Origin of the sequence: Pseudarthrobacter oxydans (assembly GCF_030812335.1) — a bacterium.
Taxonomy (GTDB): domain Bacteria; phylum Actinomycetota; class Actinomycetes; order Actinomycetales; family Micrococcaceae; genus Arthrobacter; species Arthrobacter oxydans_B.
In genome coordinates this window covers 61068-78216 of record NZ_JAUSSN010000001.1, presented here as the reverse complement: position 1 = coordinate 78216, position 17149 = coordinate 61068, and the positions used below count along the sequence as shown (strand labels likewise).

General features: G+C 67.0%; 17 protein-coding genes. 12 read left to right on the top strand and 5 right to left on the bottom strand.

The genetic code is table 11. The annotated features are described in order from the left end of the window. Positions 1-166 precede the first annotated feature (166 nt). From J2W14_RS00380 to J2W14_RS00365, 4 genes are all read left to right on the top strand, one after another. Positions 167-895 (top strand): TetR/AcrR family transcriptional regulator, encoded by a 729-nt coding sequence (locus tag J2W14_RS00380; protein WP_307456776.1) that lies wholly within the window; start codon positions 167-169, stop codon positions 893-895. Positions 896-954: 59 nt separating this feature from the next. Then, a complete protein-coding gene (locus J2W14_RS00375) occupies positions 955-2976 on the top strand; it encodes a PTS mannitol transporter subunit IICBA (RefSeq protein ID WP_307456773.1) in 2022 nt (673 codons plus the stop codon). Further along, on the top strand, positions 2976-4124 hold the full coding sequence (locus J2W14_RS00370) for a mannitol-1-phosphate 5-dehydrogenase (RefSeq protein ID WP_307456770.1): 1149 nt from the start codon (positions 2976-2978) through the stop codon (positions 4122-4124). The genes J2W14_RS00375 and J2W14_RS00370 overlap by 1 nt, the downstream gene beginning before the upstream one ends. Before the next feature lie 174 nt (positions 4125-4298). Further along, positions 4299-4820 carry a GNAT family N-acetyltransferase gene (locus J2W14_RS00365; RefSeq protein ID WP_307456768.1) on the top strand — a complete coding sequence of 174 codons (522 nt, stop codon included), beginning with the start codon at positions 4299-4301 and terminating at the stop codon, positions 4818-4820. A gap of 99 nt (positions 4821-4919) precedes the next feature. Here the strand turns inward: J2W14_RS00365 and J2W14_RS00360 are convergent, their stop codons facing one another. Further along, entirely contained in the window at positions 4920-6371 is a 1452-nt protein-coding gene (locus tag J2W14_RS00360) for a sugar porter family MFS transporter (RefSeq protein ID WP_307456766.1), read from the bottom strand. 288 nt (positions 6372-6659) lie between these two features. Here J2W14_RS00360 and J2W14_RS00355 point away from each other — a divergent pair, with 288 nt between their 5' ends. After that, positions 6660-7592 carry a hypothetical protein gene (locus tag J2W14_RS00355; RefSeq protein WP_307456764.1) on the top strand — a complete coding sequence of 311 codons (933 nt, stop codon included), beginning with the start codon at positions 6660-6662 and terminating at the stop codon, positions 7590-7592. 54 nt (positions 7593-7646) lie between these two features. On the opposite strand, the gene rraA is transcribed toward J2W14_RS00355, so the two are convergent. Then, a complete protein-coding gene (gene rraA, locus J2W14_RS00350; RefSeq protein ID WP_307456762.1) occupies positions 7647-8123 on the bottom strand; it encodes a ribonuclease E activity regulator RraA in 477 nt (158 codons plus the stop codon). A gap of 78 nt (positions 8124-8201) precedes the next feature. After that, positions 8202-9284 carry a thermonuclease family protein gene (locus J2W14_RS00345; protein ID WP_307456760.1) on the bottom strand — a complete coding sequence of 361 codons (1083 nt, stop codon included), beginning with the start codon at positions 9282-9284 and terminating at the stop codon, positions 8202-8204. A 186-nt stretch (positions 9285-9470) separates the two neighbouring features. Here J2W14_RS00345 and J2W14_RS00340 point away from each other — a divergent pair, with 186 nt between their 5' ends. The 6 genes from J2W14_RS00340 (at position 9471) to J2W14_RS00315 (ending at position 15193) form a co-directional block, all read left to right on the top strand. Next, the gene (locus J2W14_RS00340) at positions 9471-10787 is read left to right on the top strand and encodes an MFS transporter (RefSeq protein ID WP_307456757.1); all 1317 of its coding nucleotides are present in this window, start codon (positions 9471-9473) and stop codon (positions 10785-10787) included. Positions 10788-10990: 203 nt separating this feature from the next. Next, positions 10991-11590 carry a TetR/AcrR family transcriptional regulator gene (locus tag J2W14_RS00335; RefSeq protein ID WP_370871149.1) on the top strand — a complete coding sequence of 200 codons (600 nt, stop codon included), beginning with the start codon at positions 10991-10993 and terminating at the stop codon, positions 11588-11590. Between the two features lie 302 nt (positions 11591-11892). Beyond that, positions 11893-13101, top strand: coding sequence for an NAD(P)-dependent malic enzyme (locus tag J2W14_RS00330; RefSeq protein WP_307456751.1), 1209 nt, complete (start codon positions 11893-11895; stop codon positions 13099-13101). 125 nt (positions 13102-13226) lie between these two features. Next, positions 13227-13727 (top strand): DUF456 domain-containing protein, encoded by a 501-nt coding sequence (locus J2W14_RS00325; RefSeq protein ID WP_307456747.1) that lies wholly within the window; start codon positions 13227-13229, stop codon positions 13725-13727. A 38-nt stretch (positions 13728-13765) separates the two neighbouring features. Then, positions 13766-14755 (top strand): hypothetical protein, encoded by a 990-nt coding sequence (locus tag J2W14_RS00320; protein ID WP_307456744.1) that lies wholly within the window; start codon positions 13766-13768, stop codon positions 14753-14755. Positions 14756-14827: 72 nt separating this feature from the next. Further along, positions 14828-15193, top strand: a complete 366-nt coding sequence (locus J2W14_RS00315) for a nuclear transport factor 2 family protein (RefSeq protein ID WP_307456741.1) — start codon at positions 14828-14830, stop codon at positions 15191-15193. A gap of 2 nt (positions 15194-15195) precedes the next feature. Here the strand turns inward: J2W14_RS00315 and J2W14_RS00310 are convergent, their stop codons facing one another. Continuing rightward, positions 15196-15846 (bottom strand): LysE family translocator, encoded by a 651-nt coding sequence (locus tag J2W14_RS00310; RefSeq protein ID WP_307456739.1) that lies wholly within the window; start codon positions 15844-15846, stop codon positions 15196-15198. A 103-nt stretch (positions 15847-15949) separates the two neighbouring features. Between J2W14_RS00310 and J2W14_RS00305 the strand changes: the two genes are divergently transcribed. Then, complete coding sequence (locus J2W14_RS00305) at positions 15950-16405, top strand: Lrp/AsnC family transcriptional regulator (protein ID WP_307456736.1); 456 nt, start codon at positions 15950-15952, stop codon at positions 16403-16405. Positions 16406-16422: 17 nt separating this feature from the next. Here the strand turns inward: J2W14_RS00305 and J2W14_RS00300 are convergent, their stop codons facing one another. Continuing rightward, positions 16423-16881: an Lrp/AsnC family transcriptional regulator gene (locus J2W14_RS00300; RefSeq protein ID WP_307458234.1), complete on the bottom strand. Its 459-nt coding sequence runs from the start codon at positions 16879-16881 to the stop codon at positions 16423-16425. Positions 16882-17149 lie beyond the last annotated feature (268 nt).

Genomic DNA, 17149 nt, shown 5'->3' with positions numbered 1-17149 from the left:
CGCCGTCCGCCGTCCGATCCGGGCCGGACGTCCCGGATCGGATTTTCTGGATCGAACGGCCGGGCAGGCCTGCCGACAGCTACGTCGGCGGGCGGATCCCGGTACCTGAAAAAATTGTATGTGATGCACTTCATATAGCGTTGCTATAGGTGCTAGGGTAGCGGTTATGAGTTTCGATGGCCAGCTTCCGCCAAAGACGCGGCTGCTGCGTGCGGCGGCTGAGTTGCTGGCCAACTCCGCCGGGGGCGCGGTATCCACCCGCCAGATCACTCAGCGAGCCGGCGTCACCGCACCGACCCTGTATCACCACTTCGGTGACAAGGAAGGGCTGTTCGACGCGGTCGTCGCGGCAGGTTTCGAGGAGTATGTGGCGGGCGAACGCGACTTCGCGCCGTCAGGACAGCCGCTGGAAGATATCCGGCGGATGTGGGACAACCACGTCCAGTTTGGGCTCAACCAGCCGGAACTGTACTTGGTCATGTTTGGCAATATCCGCCCCGAGAGCCGCCCGGCCGTCGTCGCCGACGCCGAGGGCCTGATGGAGGAAATGCTGAACAAGGCCGCCGTCGCCGGCCAACTTAACGTCCCTCCGCGGGAAGCGGCCAGGAGCATCCTGGCCGCCAACGTCGGGGTGACACTCATGCTGATCACGGAAAAGGCGCCCGAGCGCAACCTCGAGCTGTCCACTATGACCCGCGACGCCATGATCTTTGCGGTGTCCTCGGAACAGGCCAAAGAAAACGGTCCTGAAGCGTCCGGGAAATCGTCAGTGGTTGTGGCAGCGATCGCCCTGAACGCGGCACTGCAGGCATCGCACTCGGACCAGCTCTCCAGCTCGGAACTCAAGCTCTTCCTCGAATGGCTCCACCGGATCTCCACCAGCTCCACCAGCTAGCTTTCGCGAAATTATCGGACCATCCTGCGGTGCAGCAGGAATGACGGTTAGGAAATCACATGGCAACAGAGACAGTTGCGAAACCCCGTACCAGCGTGCGGGTAGGCATCCAGAAGTTCGGCACGTTCCTGTCCGGAATGATCATGCCCAACATGGGCGCGTTCATCGCGTGGGGCATCATCACGGCGCTCTTCATCCCGGCGGGCTTCCTGCCCAACGAGGAACTCGGCAAGCTTGTTGGGCCGATGATCACCTACCTGCTCCCGCTCCTGATCGGCTACACCGGGGGCCGGATGGTCTACGGCGTGCGCGGCGGGGTGGTGGGTGCGGTGGCCACAACTGGCGTCATCGTCGGCACGGACATCCCCATGTTCATCGGCGCCATGATGCTGGGCCCCCTCACGGCCTGGCTCATGATGAAGCTGGACAAGATATGGGAGGGCCGGGTCAAGCCGGGCTTCGAAATGCTGATCGACAACTTCTCTGCCGGGATCCTGGCCGCCGGCATGGCGGTCGTGGGCATGCTCGTGGTCGGCCCGGTGGTGAAGGCCTTCAGCGCCGGAGCCAGCGCCGTCGTCGAGTTCCTCGTGATCAACGGCCTGCTGCCTTTCACCAGCATCTTCATCGAGCCTGCGAAGGTCCTGTTCCTGAACAACGCCGTCAACCACGGCATCCTCACGCCCCTGGGGACCCAACAGGCGCTCGAGGAGGGCAAGTCGATCCTGTTCCTGCTCGAAGCCAACCCCGGTCCGGGCTTCGGCATCCTGCTCGCCTACTCGATCTTCGGCACGGGACTGGCCAAGGCGTCCGCGCCTGGTGCAGCACTGATCCAGTTCGTCGGCGGTATCCATGAGATCTACTTCCCGTACGTGCTCATGAAGCCCATCATGATCCTCGCCGCTATCGGCGGCGGCATGACCGGCATTTTCACCCTCGTGGTCACCGGTGCAGGGCTCCGGTCGCCGGCAGCCCCGGGCAGCATCATTGCCGTGTACGCGGCGACCGCACGTGACAGCTACGTCGGCGTGACCCTCTCCGTGCTGTTCGCCACCACTGTGTCCTTCCTGATCGCCTCGGTGATCCTGAAGGCCAGCAAGACCCCGGTGGGCGCCACCGAGGAAGAGGCCCTCGGCGCCGCCACCGCCCGGATGGAGGAAATGAAGGGCAAGAAGAGCTCGGTGTCCTCCCTGCTCACCGGTTCCGGTGCTGCCGCCGGCGGCGTCGCAGTCCTCGCCGGGCCGGTCAAGAACATCGTCTTTGCGTGCGACGCCGGCATGGGCTCCAGCGCGATGGGCGCCTCTGTGCTGCGGAACAAGATCAAGGCTGCCGGCTTCCCGGACGTCAAGGTAACCAACTCCGCCATCGCCAACCTCAGCGACACCTACGACGTCGTCATCACGCACCAGGACCTGACCGAACGGGCCACCCCGGCGACCGCCAGCGCCGTGCACGTCTCGGTAGATAACTTCATGAACAGCCCCAAGTACGACGAGATCGTGGAGCTTGTCAGGTCGAGCAACACGGAAATTGGCGCCGACGCCCCAGCCGCGGCGCCTGCGGCTGCCTCTGCGGCCACTGCGGCTGCGGCGCCTGCCGCGGCTGGTGCCGCAACGCCCGCAGCGCCCGAAGCTCCCGAGGAGACCGGCCCCGCCGGCATCCTCGTGGCGGAAAGCGTTGTCCTGAACGGCACGGCCACAACCCGGGATGCCGCCATCGACGAGGCCGGCCGGCTCCTGCTGGACCGCGGGGCCGTCGACGCCGGCTACCTGGACGCCATGCACGAACGCGAGGAATCCGTGTCCACCTACATGGGCAGCTACCTCGCAATTCCGCACGGTACCAATGCCGCCAAGGACCACATCATGAAGTCCGCGGTCTCCGTCATCCGCTACCCGAACGGCATCGACTGGAACGGCAAGGAAGTGAAGTTCGTGGTCGGCGTGGCCGGCATCAACAACGAGCACCTGCACATCCTGTCCTCCATCGCCAAGGTCTTCACCAACAAGGCCCAGGTGGCACAGCTTGAGGCGGCCACCACGGTCGAGGAAGTCCTCGACCTGTTCGGAAAGGTCAATTCATAGTGAAGGCTGTTCATTTCGGAGCCGGAAACATCGGGCGCGGATTCGTGGGGCTGCTGCTGCATGAGGCGGGGTATGAGGTGGTGTTCGCGGATGTCGCGGAGGACCTGATCACCCAGCTGGCCGCCGCGGACAGCTACCAGGTCCACGAGGTGGGGGAGCACCCCACCGTCCGGACCGTGGAGAACTTCCGCGCGCTCAACTCCGGCAGCCAGGAAGCCGAGGTCATCGCGGAGATCGCGACGGCGGACGTGGTCACCACCGCCGTGGGGCCGCATATCCTCAAGTTCGTGGCCCCGGTGATCGCCCGGGGGATCGCCGCCAGGGCCCCCGGACTCGCACCGCTGCAGGTGATGGCGTGTGAGAACGCCATCAACGCCACGGACATCCTGAAGTCCGAGGTCTCGGCGCAGTGGGACCCGGCCGCGGGATCCCTCGACGCTGCCGCCGTGTTCGCGAACACGGCGGTGGACCGGATCGTGCCCAACCAGGAGGCCGGACAGGGTCTGGACGTCACAGTGGAGACCTTCTACGAATGGGTCATCGACCGGACACCGTTCGGCGCTGCGGTGCCGGTCATTCCGGGTGCCACGTTCGTGGATGAGCTGGAGCCGTACATCGAGCGGAAACTGTTCACCGTGAACACCGGGCACGCCGCGGCAGCCTATTTCGGTTTTGAGGCCGGGCTCGGGAAGATTTCCGAGGCCATGGCCGATCAGGACGTCGCCGCCGATGTGCGCGCCGTCCTGGACGAAACCAAAGAGCTGCTGGTGGCCAAGCACGGCTTCAACCGTGACGAGCAGGAGGCCTACGTGCAGAAGATCCTGGGCCGTTTCTCCAACCCGCACCTGCCGGACACCGTGAACCGGGTGGGCCGGGCGCCGTTGCGCAAGCTCAGCCGGCACGAACGCTTCATCGGTCCGGCGGCGGAGCTCGCCGAACGCGGAATCGTGCCGGAGGCCCTGCTCGGTGCGATCGCCGCAGCCCTGCGCTTCAACGACCCGGCCGACGCCGAGGCCGTGGAGCTCAGGCAGATCCTGGCATCCTCCAGCGCCGACGAGGCCACCGCGAAGATCACCGGCCTCGCCCCGGACCACCCGCTGTTCGCGGCCGTCTCCGCCCTGGTCGACGAGGCCAAGGAAGCCGTCTAGCCCGTTTCCCATAATCGCGAAAGCATAGCCGCCGACGCCGGAACTCACCCGAGTTCCGGCGTCGGCGTCTGTGTCAGCAGCGGCCCTCACCCGCCGAGGTGACAGATAATGCCCATGTTTCCCGGAAACATGGGCATTATCTGTCACCTCGACGCGGTAGGGCAGACTGGACTGGTGACTTCGAACCCCCGTGACCGGACCTCCTTGCTGACTCTCGACGTCGACGGCGGGACGTTGCGCCTGCGCCATGCCGAACGCGCCGATCTGCCCGACATTCTCCGGCTGCTGGCCGATGACCAGCTCGGGTCAGGCCGCGAGGACACGTCCGATCTGGTCCCCTACGAGAAGGCGTTTGCCGCGATCGACGCCGATCCGGCGCACCTGCTGCTCGTGGGGGAGCTGGCGATCGCGGACGGGCCCGGTACCCGCCTGGTGGCAACGTTCCAGTTGAGCTTCCTGCCGGGCCTGTCCCGCCGTGGTTCATGGCGCGCCCAGTTGGAGGCTGTGCGCGTGGGGAGCGAGCTGCGCGGCCAAGGCGTCGGGGCGGCGATGGTGGAATGGGCCATCGACGAGTCGCGGCTCCGCGGCTGTTCACTCCTGCAGCTCACCACGGACAAGTCCCGCACAGCCGCCCACCGGTTTTACGAGCGGCTCGGCTTTGCGGCGAGCCACGAGGGCATGAAGCTCGTACTGTAGCCCCCGCCCGCCGAGGTGACAGATAATGCCCATGTTTCCCCGAAACATGGGCATTATCTGTCACCTCGCGAGGCGGGAACGCGCCGGAGTGCGCCCGGCTCAGGCCTTGACGGAATCCTTCGCGGAGCCCTTGGGTACGAAGAGGGTCTCGGCGTGCTCAAGGGACATTCCATTGGTCTCCGGGACCTTGAACTTCACGAAGAAGAACGACGCCGCCGCGAACGCCGCGTACATGGCGTAGGTCAGGGGCAGGGAGGCCGCCGCCATGGCCGGGAAGCTCAGGGTGATGGCGAAGTTGGCGATCCACTGGGCGGCCGCGGCGAGGCCCAGCGCGCGGGCGCGGATCCGGGACGGGAAAATCTCGCCCAGCAGCACCCACACCAGCGGGCCCCAGGAGGCGCCGAAGCTGATCACGAAGACGTTGGCGGCCACCAGGGCGACCGGGCCCCATGCGCCGGGCAGCGAAATCGCGTCGCCGGTTCCGGTGGCGGACCCGAAGGCGAGGGCCATGGTGCCCAGCGAGACGGCCATGCCGATCGAACCCGCCAGCATGATCGGCCGGCGGCCGATCCGGTCCACGAGGGCGATCGCCACGAGGGTCACGAGGATGTTCGTGATGGCGGTGGCCACGGAGATCGTCAGGGAATCCTTCTCCTGGAAACCGACGGCCTTCCACAAGGTGGTGGAGTAGTAGAAAATCACGTTGATTCCGACGAACTGCTGCAGCACCGACAGGATGATGCCGATCCACACGACCGGCTGGAGGCCGAACGCCTTGCCGCGCAGGGAGCCCTTCTGGCCCGCGACCTTGTCTTCCTCGATGGCCTTTTTGATGTCGCGCAGGTGGCGGTCCGTGTCCTCGTTCGGGGCGATGGACTGGAAGATTTTCAGGGCTTCCTCGTCCTTGCCCTGGAAGACCAGGAACCGCGGCGACTCGGGCAGGGTGTAGGCGATCCAGCCGTAGACGACGGCGGGGACGGCACCGGCGAGGAACATCCAGCGCCAGGCCTCAATGCCGAACCAGAGAGCCTCGCCGGCGCCGCCGGCGAAGTTCGCGAACAGGGCGTCCGAGAGCAGGGCCGCGAAGATACCCGTGGTGATGGCGAGCTGCTGGAGCGACGCCAGGCGGCCGCGGACGTGGCGGGGTGAGATCTCGGAGATGTAGGCCGGGGCGATCACGGAGGCCAGGCCGATGCCCAGGCCGCCGACGAGGCGCCAGAAGATGAGGTCCCACACGCTGAAGGCGAAGCCGGTCCCGATGGCGCTGACCAGGAACAGCAGCGCGCCGATCTTCATCGCCGGGATGCGGCCGTAGCGGTCGGCGACCTTCCCGGCCAGGTAGGCGCCCGCGGCGCAGCCAAGGAGGGCCACGGCAACGGCGAAACCGGTCACGGCCTCGCTCAGCGCGAACTCGTCCTTGATGGCGTCGACGGCGCCGTTGACCACTGAGGAGTCGAAGCCGAAGAGGAAGCCGCCCACGGCGCCCGCCACGGCCAGCCAAATGACCCGCTGGGGGATCTTGGCTACGGTCTGGTCTTGGGTGGTTGTCATCTGGCTCCCTCGGCGTTTCGCGTTCCACGGCCTGCGGCCGCAGCTACCAAGTCTTACACCGGCGCCAGAGCGGTGCATGTCACAGGACCAAAAAGTGAGACGAAACATACAGTTTGGCGGGCGACGCCGTCGAACGCCGCCGAGGTGACATTTCGCGCCCATGTCCGGTCCGACCATGGGCGCGAAATCTCACCTCGGCGGAAACCGGCCCGGACGCTGTGGAGGACAGGTGGAGGCAAGCTGGGGATAACTTAAGCGGACCGCGCCGGATCTCATCATGATGGGGGAATGCGCCGACTTGAACTCCCGCCAGCCCTGGCCAACGGCTCCTTCTCCGTGCTGGCTGCGGACGCGGCCGGGATCCCCCGGAAGCGGACCCGGGCCCGGGACCTGATCACCGTGTCCCGCGGAATCCGCGTCCCGCCCGGCAGCAGCGCAGAGGGCGCCGCAGCGCTCAGGGCCTACTGCCAGCTCGATGACTGCACCGTGCTCTGCCACCTCACCGCGGCGCGGATATGGCGCGTCGGCCTCCCTCTGTGGGCAGACGCCGACTGGCGGATCCACCTTGCCCGGCCGCAGGGTGGCAGCATCCCGAAACGGGCGAACGTGGCGGGACACCGCCTCGCGCTGCGGCCCGGGGACGTTGTGATGCTCGACGGCGTCCGGGTGACCTCGCCCGAACGCACCTTCCTGGACCTGGCTGCGGTTCTGCCGTTGGACGACCTCGTGGCTGCCGGGGATTCGTTGGTCTCCGAGCACGGTCCGGAGTTCCCCTCGCCCCGGGACGCGCTGTCGAGCCTCGAGGCGCTGAACCGGATGCTGTTCCAACACCCCGGAGCCCGGAACATCAAGAGGGCGCGGGAAGCGCTTGGGTTCGTGCGCGTCGGTGCGGATTCCCCGCCGGAGACGCATCTGCGCCTCGCCGTCGTCCGCGGCGGCCTGCCGGAACCGGAGCTCAACCACGTGGTCTGGGGCCCGGCGGGAATCCCGGAGCTTTGGCCGGACGCGGCCTATCCGGCATTCGGCGTCTCGCTGCAGTATGACGGAGTCCACCACGGCGAGGCCGGTCAGCATCAGCGCGACATCCACCGTGCGCGGACCACGGACCGGCTGGGCTGGGTCGAAGTGAGGGTCTCGAAGGACGACCTGACGGGCGAACGCCCCGCCGTCGTCGGCAGGGTCCGGCGCGCCCTCCTGTCCCGGGGATGGACACCGACGTGAGATTTCGCGCCCATGGTGGTGCGAATCATGGGCGCGAAATGTTACTTCGGCGCGTTATCGCTCGATCAGGATCCCGTCCGGGTCGCACCAGATCATCGCGCCGGGCCGGAAGACGACGCCGTCGATCTCCAGTTCCACGTCGCTCTCTCCCGCGCCCGCCTTGGCGCTCTTGCGCGGGTTGCTGCCCAGTGCCTTCACGCCGAGCGGCAGCCCGGCAATGGCCGTCCGGTCGCGGATGGCGCCGTTAATGACGACGCCGGCCCAGCTGTTCGCGACGGCGCTTGCCGCGATCAGGTCCCCCATCAGGGCCGTGCGCAGCGAGCCGGCGCCGTCCACCACCAGGACGGCGCCGTCGCCGGGGGTTGCGAGGGTGGACTTGACCAGGGCATTGTCCTCGAAGCAGCGGATGGTCCGGACCGGGCCGCTGAAGTGCGTGTTGCCGCCGAGCGACTGGAACTGCAGGGCCACGGAGTCGAGTTCTTCCCCCCGCTCGTCGTAGAGATCGGCGGTATTAACGGCGGTTGCGGCCATCGGGTCTCCTCTTGCTGGTGCGAACGGTGTCACCGAGACGCGTTGATTCCTCGGAATCCACGAGTCTCCGTCCCTAAGCTACCTCTTGCTACACGGTGTCCAGGTCTGGCCTCCGGGGGCATAGCAACGAGGACCGTTATATCCCGGGTACGGGTTGGGCGCGGGGGCCGGGGCTGCCGGGGGGACGTAGGCCGGGGGGACATAGGCTGGCGGAACATACGGTGCCGGAACGGGTGGCAGGTTGCGAAGCCGTTCAGCTTCTGCCGCAGCCGCGGCCGCGGCAGCAGCTTCCGCCGCTTGGCGGGCAGACTCTGCAGCTGCAGCATCTGCAAGGGCCTTCTTCCTCGCACCGATGGTCGTTTTGTGTGCGGCCCCCGCTTCGGCTGCCGAATCCAGCCTGTTCACCATCGCGGTCAGCTGAGGCTCCTTGTATGCGGCCCAGTGGACGTGGTTCTTGGCGTTCGCGGCGGCCTTGAGAACGGCAACCGCGGCCAGCGCGGCGACCAGCCCTGCATGGCTCTCATCAAGGTCAGTCGTGGCTTCAGCAAGCGGTGCGGCCACGATCGTTTCAACGGTCCTGGCTGCCTGTTCGATCTGCTGGGCGGGAAGACAGGGTATTTCAGCCGAGTTGAGACCAACCCCTCTCGTGCGGGCATCCTCGAACGCCGTGACAACCGGCGGATAGAACTTCCTGTTGGGTTCGAACAAGACAGGAACTCCCAAGCCCATCCGCGCTACCTCAGCGTTGATCAGTCTTCCGTTTGAGTCGAAGACGCCTGCCAAGGTTCGGCCATATTTGTCCAGCGGTTCCTTGTCCAATTCCAGAGTGACCTTGGAGCCGACTGGCAGGAGCTGCTCGAGAGCTTTCGTGGCTTCCGGTCCCATGCACTCGACGGGCGCCTTGGGATCCTTGGTCTCGGGGGTGTCCACGTTGAGCAACCGGACCGTTTTTTGTTCGCCGTTAATGGAGGCTTCGAACGTGTCTCCGTCAACGACTCGGACTACTACTGCCTCGTCCCGAGCGGAGTTTGATGCCGGTCCGGAAGCATTCTTTTCAGTGCCGGCCGATCCCGCGTTGCAGCCGGTGAGCGCCATGACCGCGGCAATTGCCAGTCCCACGGCTTTGGTGCGGGCAGCAGTGCCCGACGTTTCTAACAGCAAAATATATCCCCCAGGAATGAGTGATGAGGGCTTTCTCCAGAGTGGAGTTGCCCGAATGACATTGACAATACTTTGCAGAGCCGGAAATCAACTTTTCCGGTGGCGCCTAATCGTGTTCCCCACGATAGTCTGGCTCCACACTGATCTTCAGCGTGCGTCAGCCGTTTCCGGGGGGAACCGAATTACATGAGCCTGTCCGATCTTTCCGGAGCATCGCCGGACCCATCCCGCGGCAATCTCACCGCGGGAAGCCCGGCGGCGGTGGCGCTCGCCGAACCCGAACGGGCAGTCCGCCCTGTCTGGGTCACCGGCGTCGTCCTCGTCAACGTGGGCATCAACGCGGCATTCTTCGGCCCGCTCCAGGTGCTCCTCGGCCAGCAGGCCGCCGCGTTCAGCGAAGCCGACAAGGAGGCCATCCTTGCCCTCGTGACGGGAGCCGGTGCGGCGGTCTCCCTCGTGGCCAATCCCTTGTTCGGTGCGTTCAGCGACCGCACCACCTCACGCCTGGGCCGCCGCGTGCCCTGGGTCCTTTTCGGGGCGATCCTCGGCGCCGCGGCCCTGATCGCTCTCGCCGGGGCGCCGAACGTTGCCATCATGGCACTGCTCTGGTGCCTGGTCCAGGCCGGCTGCAACGGGGCCTATGCCGCCGTCACCGCCGCCATCCCGGACCGCGTCCCCGTGGTCCAGCGCGGCACCGTGGGCGGCCTGGCAGCCATGGGCCAGACGGTTGGCATCCTCATCGGCGCGGTGATCGCCGCTGCGGTCACCGGGAACTTCGCCGCCGGCTACCTGTTCTGCGCCGTGGCGCTGCTCGCCGGCGTCGTGCTGTATTTTTTCAAGAGCGACGACGTCCCGCTCCCGGCGGGGGCACGCCCGCCGTTCAGCCTGGCCGGCTTCGCCAAAGGATTCTGGATTTCCCCGGTGCTCTATCCGGACTTCGCCTGGGCCTGGCTGACCCGGCTGCTGGTGAACATCGGCAACCATATGGTCACCCTCTATCTGCTCTTCTTCCTCAAGGACGCCGTCCATCTTCAGGAGACGCAGGGCATCGCGCCGGAGTTCGGTGTGCTGATCCTGACCGGCCTCTACGCCGTGATGGTGATGGTGACCAGTGTGGTCGGCGGCCGGCTGAGCGACCGGATGGGGAAGCGGAAGCCGCTGGTGATCATCTCCTCGGTCATCATCGCGGCGGCCTCGCTGATCCTGGCGTTCGCGCCGAACTGGACCGGGGCGCTGCTGGGCGCCTCGGTGCTGGGAATCGGCTTCGGCTGCTACCTGGCGGTGGATTTCGCCCTGATCACCCAGGTGCTTCCGACGTCACTGAGCCGCGGAAAGGACCTGGGCGTCCTCAACGTCGCCAATTCCCTGCCCCAGGTTCTCGCTCCGCTCATCGCGTTCCCCTTCGTGACGCTGTGGGGCGGCTACGTTTCGCTGTACGTGGCGGCGGCCGTGATCGGACTGCTGGGGGCCGTCTTTGTGGTCAAAATCAAGGGCGTCGACTAGGCCAGGACCCGCCGCGGCGGTGGCCGTGTCAGCCGTGAGCGGCGACGCCGCCCACACCTTTTGGAACTGGTTTCCGGCCCGGGAGCGTGACGTATAGTGGACGGGAATTGCCGCGGCAGCGCTGTGGGGGACCCCTACCGGCTGCCGAGAAAACCGACCCCGGATCGCTGCTGATGCCTGAATTTCACTTAGAACTTCCACCGATGGCCCCTCCGCCCACCCTGCCCCGGCAGCGTCTCCGCTACACCCGGATTCTCGACGTCGCCGCCGGGTTCGCCCGCAAGGGCCTGGAGTCCGTGGTCCTCTCCGAAGTCGCGGCCAAGGCCGATGTTCCGCTGGGCACCCTGTACCGGTACTTTCCCTCCGCTACTCAGCTGGTGCTGGCGCTCTACCGCAAGCAGCTGACGGAACTGCATGCAGCCCCGCCCACAACGAAATCCCCGGGTCGAACCGCGACGCCGCCCGCCGGGAACGCAGGGGGCGACGTGCCGGCCCACGCCCTTGTCGGCGTCGTGATGGAAATTTTCCACATGCGCCTCATGCAGCCTGCCGTGGAGCAGTGCCTGAACAGGGCCGTTTACACCAAGGACTCGGACACCACAAGGCTGCTCCGGGAGATCGACACCGCTGCCGAGAAGGCCGTCACGGCCGTGAGCGGCGACGCCGCCCTTTCCCGGGTTCTGCTCCTGACCGTCACTGGACTGGTCCAGTCCGTCCGATGCCGGCGGTTGTCCCTCTTCGAAGCCGAGGAAGACCTCAAAAAGGCGTGTTTCCTGCTGACATGCGCCCGCCGATCGGCGTAACTGGTCTAGACCAATCTGACAATTTACTGACCGGTAGTGGCACTTTTCGGTGATCAGAGCCACGATTTGAGCTGGATAAACGTTTAACCAAACGCCAGAGTATGTCGCGGGACACGTCGGGACCGGCGAGTTCTGTTTACCATTGCAGAACCGGAGCGGCCCAGCCGCCTGCACTACCCGGAGCTTCACCGCGGACCCACCAACCCTGGGTCGCTGCCGAGGCTCCCCAGACCATCTTGAGCATCCCTGTGCTTGAGCTTCCATGTGCCGTACGCCCACGGTGAGCCCCAGGAGACAACGAAGTGTCCATTGAAACGATTAACACCTCCGACGCCACGTCCCCCGAGCCCGTAGCAGCGCTCAGCGACGAGGAAATTTTCGCATCCCATCAGGGCGGCAAGCTTTCGATTGCCAGCACCGTGCCGCTCGCCAGCAAGCGCGATCTGTCCATCGCCTACACGCCCGGCGTCGCCCAGGTCAGCCGCGCCATCGCGGCCAATAGGGAACTTGCCAAGACCCTCACCTGGGCCCAGCGCCTCGTGGTCGTCGTCAGCGACGGCACGGCGGTCCTCGGCCTTGGCGACATCGGCGCCAGCGCCTCGCTGCCGGTGATGGAGGGCAAGTCCGCCCTGTTCAAGGCCTTCGGCGAGCTCGACTCCATCCCGCTGGTGCTCAACACCACCAACGTCGATGAGATCGTCGAGACCCTCGTCCGGCTGCGCCCGAGCTTCGGCGCGGTCAACCTTGAGGACGTCTCCGCGCCGCGCTGCTTCGAGCTGGAGGAAAAGCTCATCGAGGCCCTCGACTGCCCCGTGATGCACGATGACCAGCACGGCACCGCCGTCGTCGTCCTCGCGGCCCTGACCGGCGCCGCCAAGGTGACCGGACGCGGGCTCGAGAAGCTGCGCGTTGTCGTCTCGGGCGCCGGCGCCGCCGGGATCGCCGTCGCGCAGATGCTGCTTACCGCCGGAATCAGCGACGTGGTGCTGCTGGACTCCCGCGGCGTCATCCACAGCGAGCGTGCGGACATTGCCGCCGATCCCGCCAGCAAGAAGGCCCAGCTGGCCGAGAGCGGCAACCCGCGCGGCGTCTCCGGCGGACCCGCCGATGCCATGCTGGACGCCGACGTGTTCATCGGCGTCTCCTCCTCCCAGCTCGCCGAGGAACACCTCAAGCTCATGAGCCAGGACTCGATCGTGTTCGCCCTGTCCAACCCGGATCCCGAAGTCCTGCCCGAGGTCGCACGCCGGTACGCGGCCGTCGTCGCCACGGGCCGCAGCGACTTCCCGAACCAGATCAACAACGTCCTCGCGTTCCCCGGCATCTTCCGCGGAGCCCTCGACGCCGGCGCCCGCCGGATCACGCCGGCGATGAAACTGGCCGCGGCCCGCGCCATTGCCGCACTGGCCGACGAGGACCTTTCCGCCGACTACATCGTCCCCAGCCCGCTGGACCCGAGGGTGGCGCCGGCAGTGTCCGCCGCCGTCGCCGCGGCGGTTGAAGCCGAGTAGCCACAGCAGCGCAGACGACGACGGCGGCGCTTCCTTGGGGGATGCGGCGCCGTCGTCGTCATTTCGCGCCGGCAGGGCCGCCCCCGTGAGCCTGAACGCAGGCCCCCGCGCCTTAGACTGGGGCAATGAGCCCCGAGACTGTTGTGACGATCCTGTGCGGCCTCGCCATCCTGGTGGGCGTGGCCGGTACCGTCATCCCCGTATTGCCCGGAAGCATCCTGATCGGGCTGAGCCTGCTGGCCTGGGCCATCTGGGGCGGCGCCGGGACCACCGGCTGGGTCGTGTTCGGGATCGGCATGGTCTTCGTCCTGGCCGGAATGGCCGCCAGCGCGGTTCTGACCGGCCGGAAGCTCAAACAGCACAGCATTCCGAGCCGCTCCGTGGTGGCCGGGCTGGTCCTCGGCGTCGTGGGGATGTTCATCATTCCGGTGGTGGGCCTGTTCGTCGGTTTCGCCGCCGGCCTGCTGCTCAGCGAACTGCACCGCACGCGGGCCCTCGGCACCGCCGCGGCCTCCAGCTGGGCCGCCCTGAAGGCCACCGGGCTGGGCATGATCGTCGAGTTCGGACTCGCCTGCCTCGCCGGCAGCACCTGGGTGATCGGCCTGTGGGTCACGGCAGCGGCCTAGCCTGCCCGCGGCCTCCCCGCGCCTACTAGCATGGATGTATGAGCGCCGGACCAGGACAATCCGCACCCCGCCCAGCCCTGTACCGCGACTTGCGCGACCTGGCGCCGTTCCGCACGCCGGTCATCCGGACGCCTGTCCGCGGCCTCGCCGAGGGCGTGGGCGGCGCGGTCTCAGGAGTCCTGGCCGGGCGGACCCGCGGCGCCCTGCCCGTGGAGGGCGGCGCGCCCCGGCTCGGGAAGGTGGGCGGCAGGGCCCCGGGCAAGGCGGCGAAGGCCGTGCACGCCGCGATCTTCGGCAGCTCCGACCCAAACCGGCTGATCGCCCTGGCGCACACCTACCCCGGGTGGGCCGGGCTGTGCTACCTGATGGCAGGGCTGCAGAGCTACGCCCAAGGCGGCCACCTGCGCGCTGCCGAACTGCTCCAGCGCGGGATGCTGACCAGGAACGACGACGACGCGAACCGCTACGCCTCCACCTACCTGGCCCGTGTCATCACCCGCGTGGCCGTCGCCGAGCGCGTCGACGTTCCGGTCCTGTTCAGCGAGGAGGCGGTGTTCCTGGCGCTGTCCCACTCACTGCGCGAGACCGGCCAGACGGAGACTGCCCTCGCGGCGCTGAACGGACTGCCGCCGTCGTTGCCGATGGCCCTGGCGCGCTGCACGCTGGCCGCCTCGCTGGGACGGCACGAGGAGGTGGTGGCGGACACGGAAGGGCTGCTCAACGGGGACGACCTCTCGGCGGCGCTGCTCCTGGTGCGGGCACGCTCGCTGCGGAAATTTGGTGCCAATGCGGCCGCCCGTGCCGCCCTGCAGGAGGTCCTGCGCCGACGCGGGACCGACTTTACGCTCCGCAGCGATGCCCTGACGGACCGGGCGCTCCTGCTTCTGGACAACGGACGGAAGGCGCTGAACCGGCTGGAGCGGCAGCACCGCCAGTCCGCAGACCTGGAGACGGTCCGGGCCATCCGCAGGGACGCGGAACTCCACGAACTCTGGGACCGCGAATACGGCCGGGCCGACGACGACTGAACCGAGGCGAAGTGTTCCGGCCCGGATCAATGACCCTTGCGGGTCCCCGGAAACAGGGAGTACAACCGAGGGATGAGAGATGCGGCAGCGCGCTGGATGCAGCACTACATCATTGCCTGGACGTCGAACGAGCCGGAGGATATCCGGGCGCTGTTCACAGAGGATGCCGTCTACTCCACCCGCCCGGATGATCCCGAACCGTGGACCGGGCGCGAGCAGATCGTGGAGCGCTGGATCGCCAGCCATGATGAGCCGGGGGACTGGACGTTCGAGTGGGAACTCCTCGGCGTCGACGGCGGAAGGGCTTTCGTGCAGGGCCGCACCAACTACCGCGGCGACAGCCGGAGCTACGACAACCTCTGGATCATCCAGCTCGCGGGCGACGGCCGCGCCACAGCGTTCACCGAGTGGTACATGCCGCGCGCGGCGGCCGGCTGAGTTCAGCCGCGGGACAGGGCCTGGCCCAGGAGCGGCACCAGCTGCTCGGACAGCAGGACGGTGCCCAGGGCCACCATGATGATGCCGCTGGCGAGCGTCACTTTCCGCGCCGCCCCCGGCCGGGAGTGCAGCAGCCTGCGCGCCAGCAAGGCAACGGCGCTGTAGACCATGCCGGCCAGGAGAACAAATGTCAGGCCGAGGAGGCCTGACTGCACGGGCACAGGCAGGGACGCCTCGGGGCTGACAAACTGCGGCACCAGGGCCACATAGAACAGCAGGCCCTTGGGGTTGATGCCACTCGTGCCCATGCCCTGCAGGAAGGTCCGGAACTGGTTCGCCGGTGCCGGCACCTCCGCGCCGCCGAAACTTGCCCCGCGCCAGGTCCGGATGGTCGTCAGCCCGAGCCACAGGAGGTAGGCCGCGCCGGCGACGGTCAGCCAGCCCAGCATGCCGGGGACCCCGGTGAGCAGGGCGGCCAGACCCGCCACCAGCAGCACCGTGTGCAGCACGTAGCCTCCGCAGAGTCCCGCAACTGCGGGCACGAAACTGCGCTGCTTCAGCCCTGCGCTGATGGAATACGCCCAGTCCACCCCCGGCGTGCAGGCCAGGGCGCCGGCGACCAGCAGAAAGGCGAGGAAAAGCTGGGGGTTCATGGCGGTCTCCTGTGGTCCGGGTACAGGAAAAGTCTAGGAAATTAACTGCCGTAAGTGTTCCCCTTTTTCGCGGGGAATTGCCGCTGAGGGGTAAAATTATTGCGTGATAGACCGGTTGGACAGAAGTATTTTGCGCTACCTCAAAGAGGACGGCCGCATGACTGCGACGGCGCTCGCCGCGAAGGTGGGATTGACCGTGGCGCCCTGCCACCGGCGGCTCCGTGACCTGGAGGCCGCCGGCGTGATCCGCGGCTACCGTGCCGACATCGATCCCTCGGCCCTCGGGCTGGGGTTCGAGGCGATCGTCTTTGTCACGCTGCGCCAGGTGGACCGGGCCACGATGGAGATTTTCGAGAACCGCGTGGCGGACAACCCGAACATCGTCGAGGCGCAGCGGCTGTTCGGTTCCCCCGACTACCTGCTGAAGGTCATCGCCGAGGACCTGCCCGCCTACCAGCGCTTCTACGACAGCGAGCTGACCTCGCTGCCCGGCGTCGAGCGGCTGACGTCGACGCTGGTGATGAAGAACCTGAAGTCCAACACGGGTCCGCCTGTCTAGTTCGGCGGAGCCGACGCTCAGGTGCCCAGCAGGCCCGTGGTCCGGTAGGGGATGACCTCGCGCAGGAACATGCTGGTGGACGTCCGCACGATTCCGGGGCAGAGCCGGATTTCCTCCGAGACGCGGTACAAGTCGTCCGGGCTTTTCGCCACCACCCGGATCAGCAGGTCCGTCTCGCCGGCCGGAGCGTGACATTCCAGCACCTCCGGGATGTTCCGCAGGGCAGCGATCGCCTCGTTCAGGTGGCTCTGGTCCAGTTCGGCGCTGACCGACGCCGCGACGCCGCGGCCCAGCGCTGAGGGCAGCACCCGGCTGCTGTTCGGCCGGAGCGCGCCCGAGGCCGCCATCCGCTCCAGGCGGGACTGCACGGTGCCGCGGGCCAGGCCCAGTTTCTGGGCCAGCACCATGATGGGCAGCCGGGGATCCTGGTCGAGGGCGAGGAGGATTCGCCGGTCGGTCGCGTCGAGTTCCTGCAAAGTGACCACTTCCTGTTTGCTGTCCGGGCCGTGATTGATCAGATTGACCAATGGAGACGATGTCCGTTGCACCAACTGTAGGACTTCTGTTGAAATAGTGACAACAAAGGGACGAAGGCCACCGCCGGATCCCAACGGCTACAAGTACCCCGGCACACCACCCGGATCTTGGATGAGGCTTCCCGCAAGGAACCCGCCCGCTGATTGACCCTTGTTCACACCATCGTCTTTCCGCACCAATCTCCGCATTCGCAGTGCCATGGCCCGG

Excerpts from the sequence above, each read along its gene's own strand:
- J2W14_RS00380 (WP_307456776.1), top strand. The coding sequence starts at position 167 with ATGAGTTTCGATGGCCAGCTTCCGCCAAAGACGCGGCTGCTGCGTGCG.
- J2W14_RS00375 (WP_307456773.1), top strand. The coding sequence starts at position 955 with ATGGCAACAGAGACAGTTGCGAAACCCCGTACCAGCGTGCGGGTAGGC.
- J2W14_RS00360 (WP_307456766.1), bottom strand. The coding sequence starts at position 6,371 with ATGACAACCACCCAAGACCAGACCGTAGCCAAGATCCCCCAGCGGGTC.
- J2W14_RS00355 (WP_307456764.1), top strand. The coding sequence starts at position 6,660 with ATGCGCCGACTTGAACTCCCGCCAGCCCTGGCCAACGGCTCCTTCTCC.
- rraA (WP_307456762.1), bottom strand. The coding sequence starts at position 8,123 with ATGGCCGCAACCGCCGTTAATACCGCCGATCTCTACGACGAGCGGGGG.
- J2W14_RS00340 (WP_307456757.1), top strand. The coding sequence starts at position 9,471 with ATGAGCCTGTCCGATCTTTCCGGAGCATCGCCGGACCCATCCCGCGGC.
- J2W14_RS00335 (WP_370871149.1), top strand. The coding sequence starts at position 10,991 with ATGGCCCCTCCGCCCACCCTGCCCCGGCAGCGTCTCCGCTACACCCGG.
- J2W14_RS00325 (WP_307456747.1), top strand. The coding sequence starts at position 13,227 with ATGAGCCCCGAGACTGTTGTGACGATCCTGTGCGGCCTCGCCATCCTG.
- J2W14_RS00320 (WP_307456744.1), top strand. The coding sequence starts at position 13,766 with ATGAGCGCCGGACCAGGACAATCCGCACCCCGCCCAGCCCTGTACCGC.
- J2W14_RS00315 (WP_307456741.1), top strand. The coding sequence starts at position 14,828 with ATGAGAGATGCGGCAGCGCGCTGGATGCAGCACTACATCATTGCCTGG.
- J2W14_RS00310 (WP_307456739.1), bottom strand. The coding sequence starts at position 15,846 with ATGAACCCCCAGCTTTTCCTCGCCTTTCTGCTGGTCGCCGGCGCCCTG.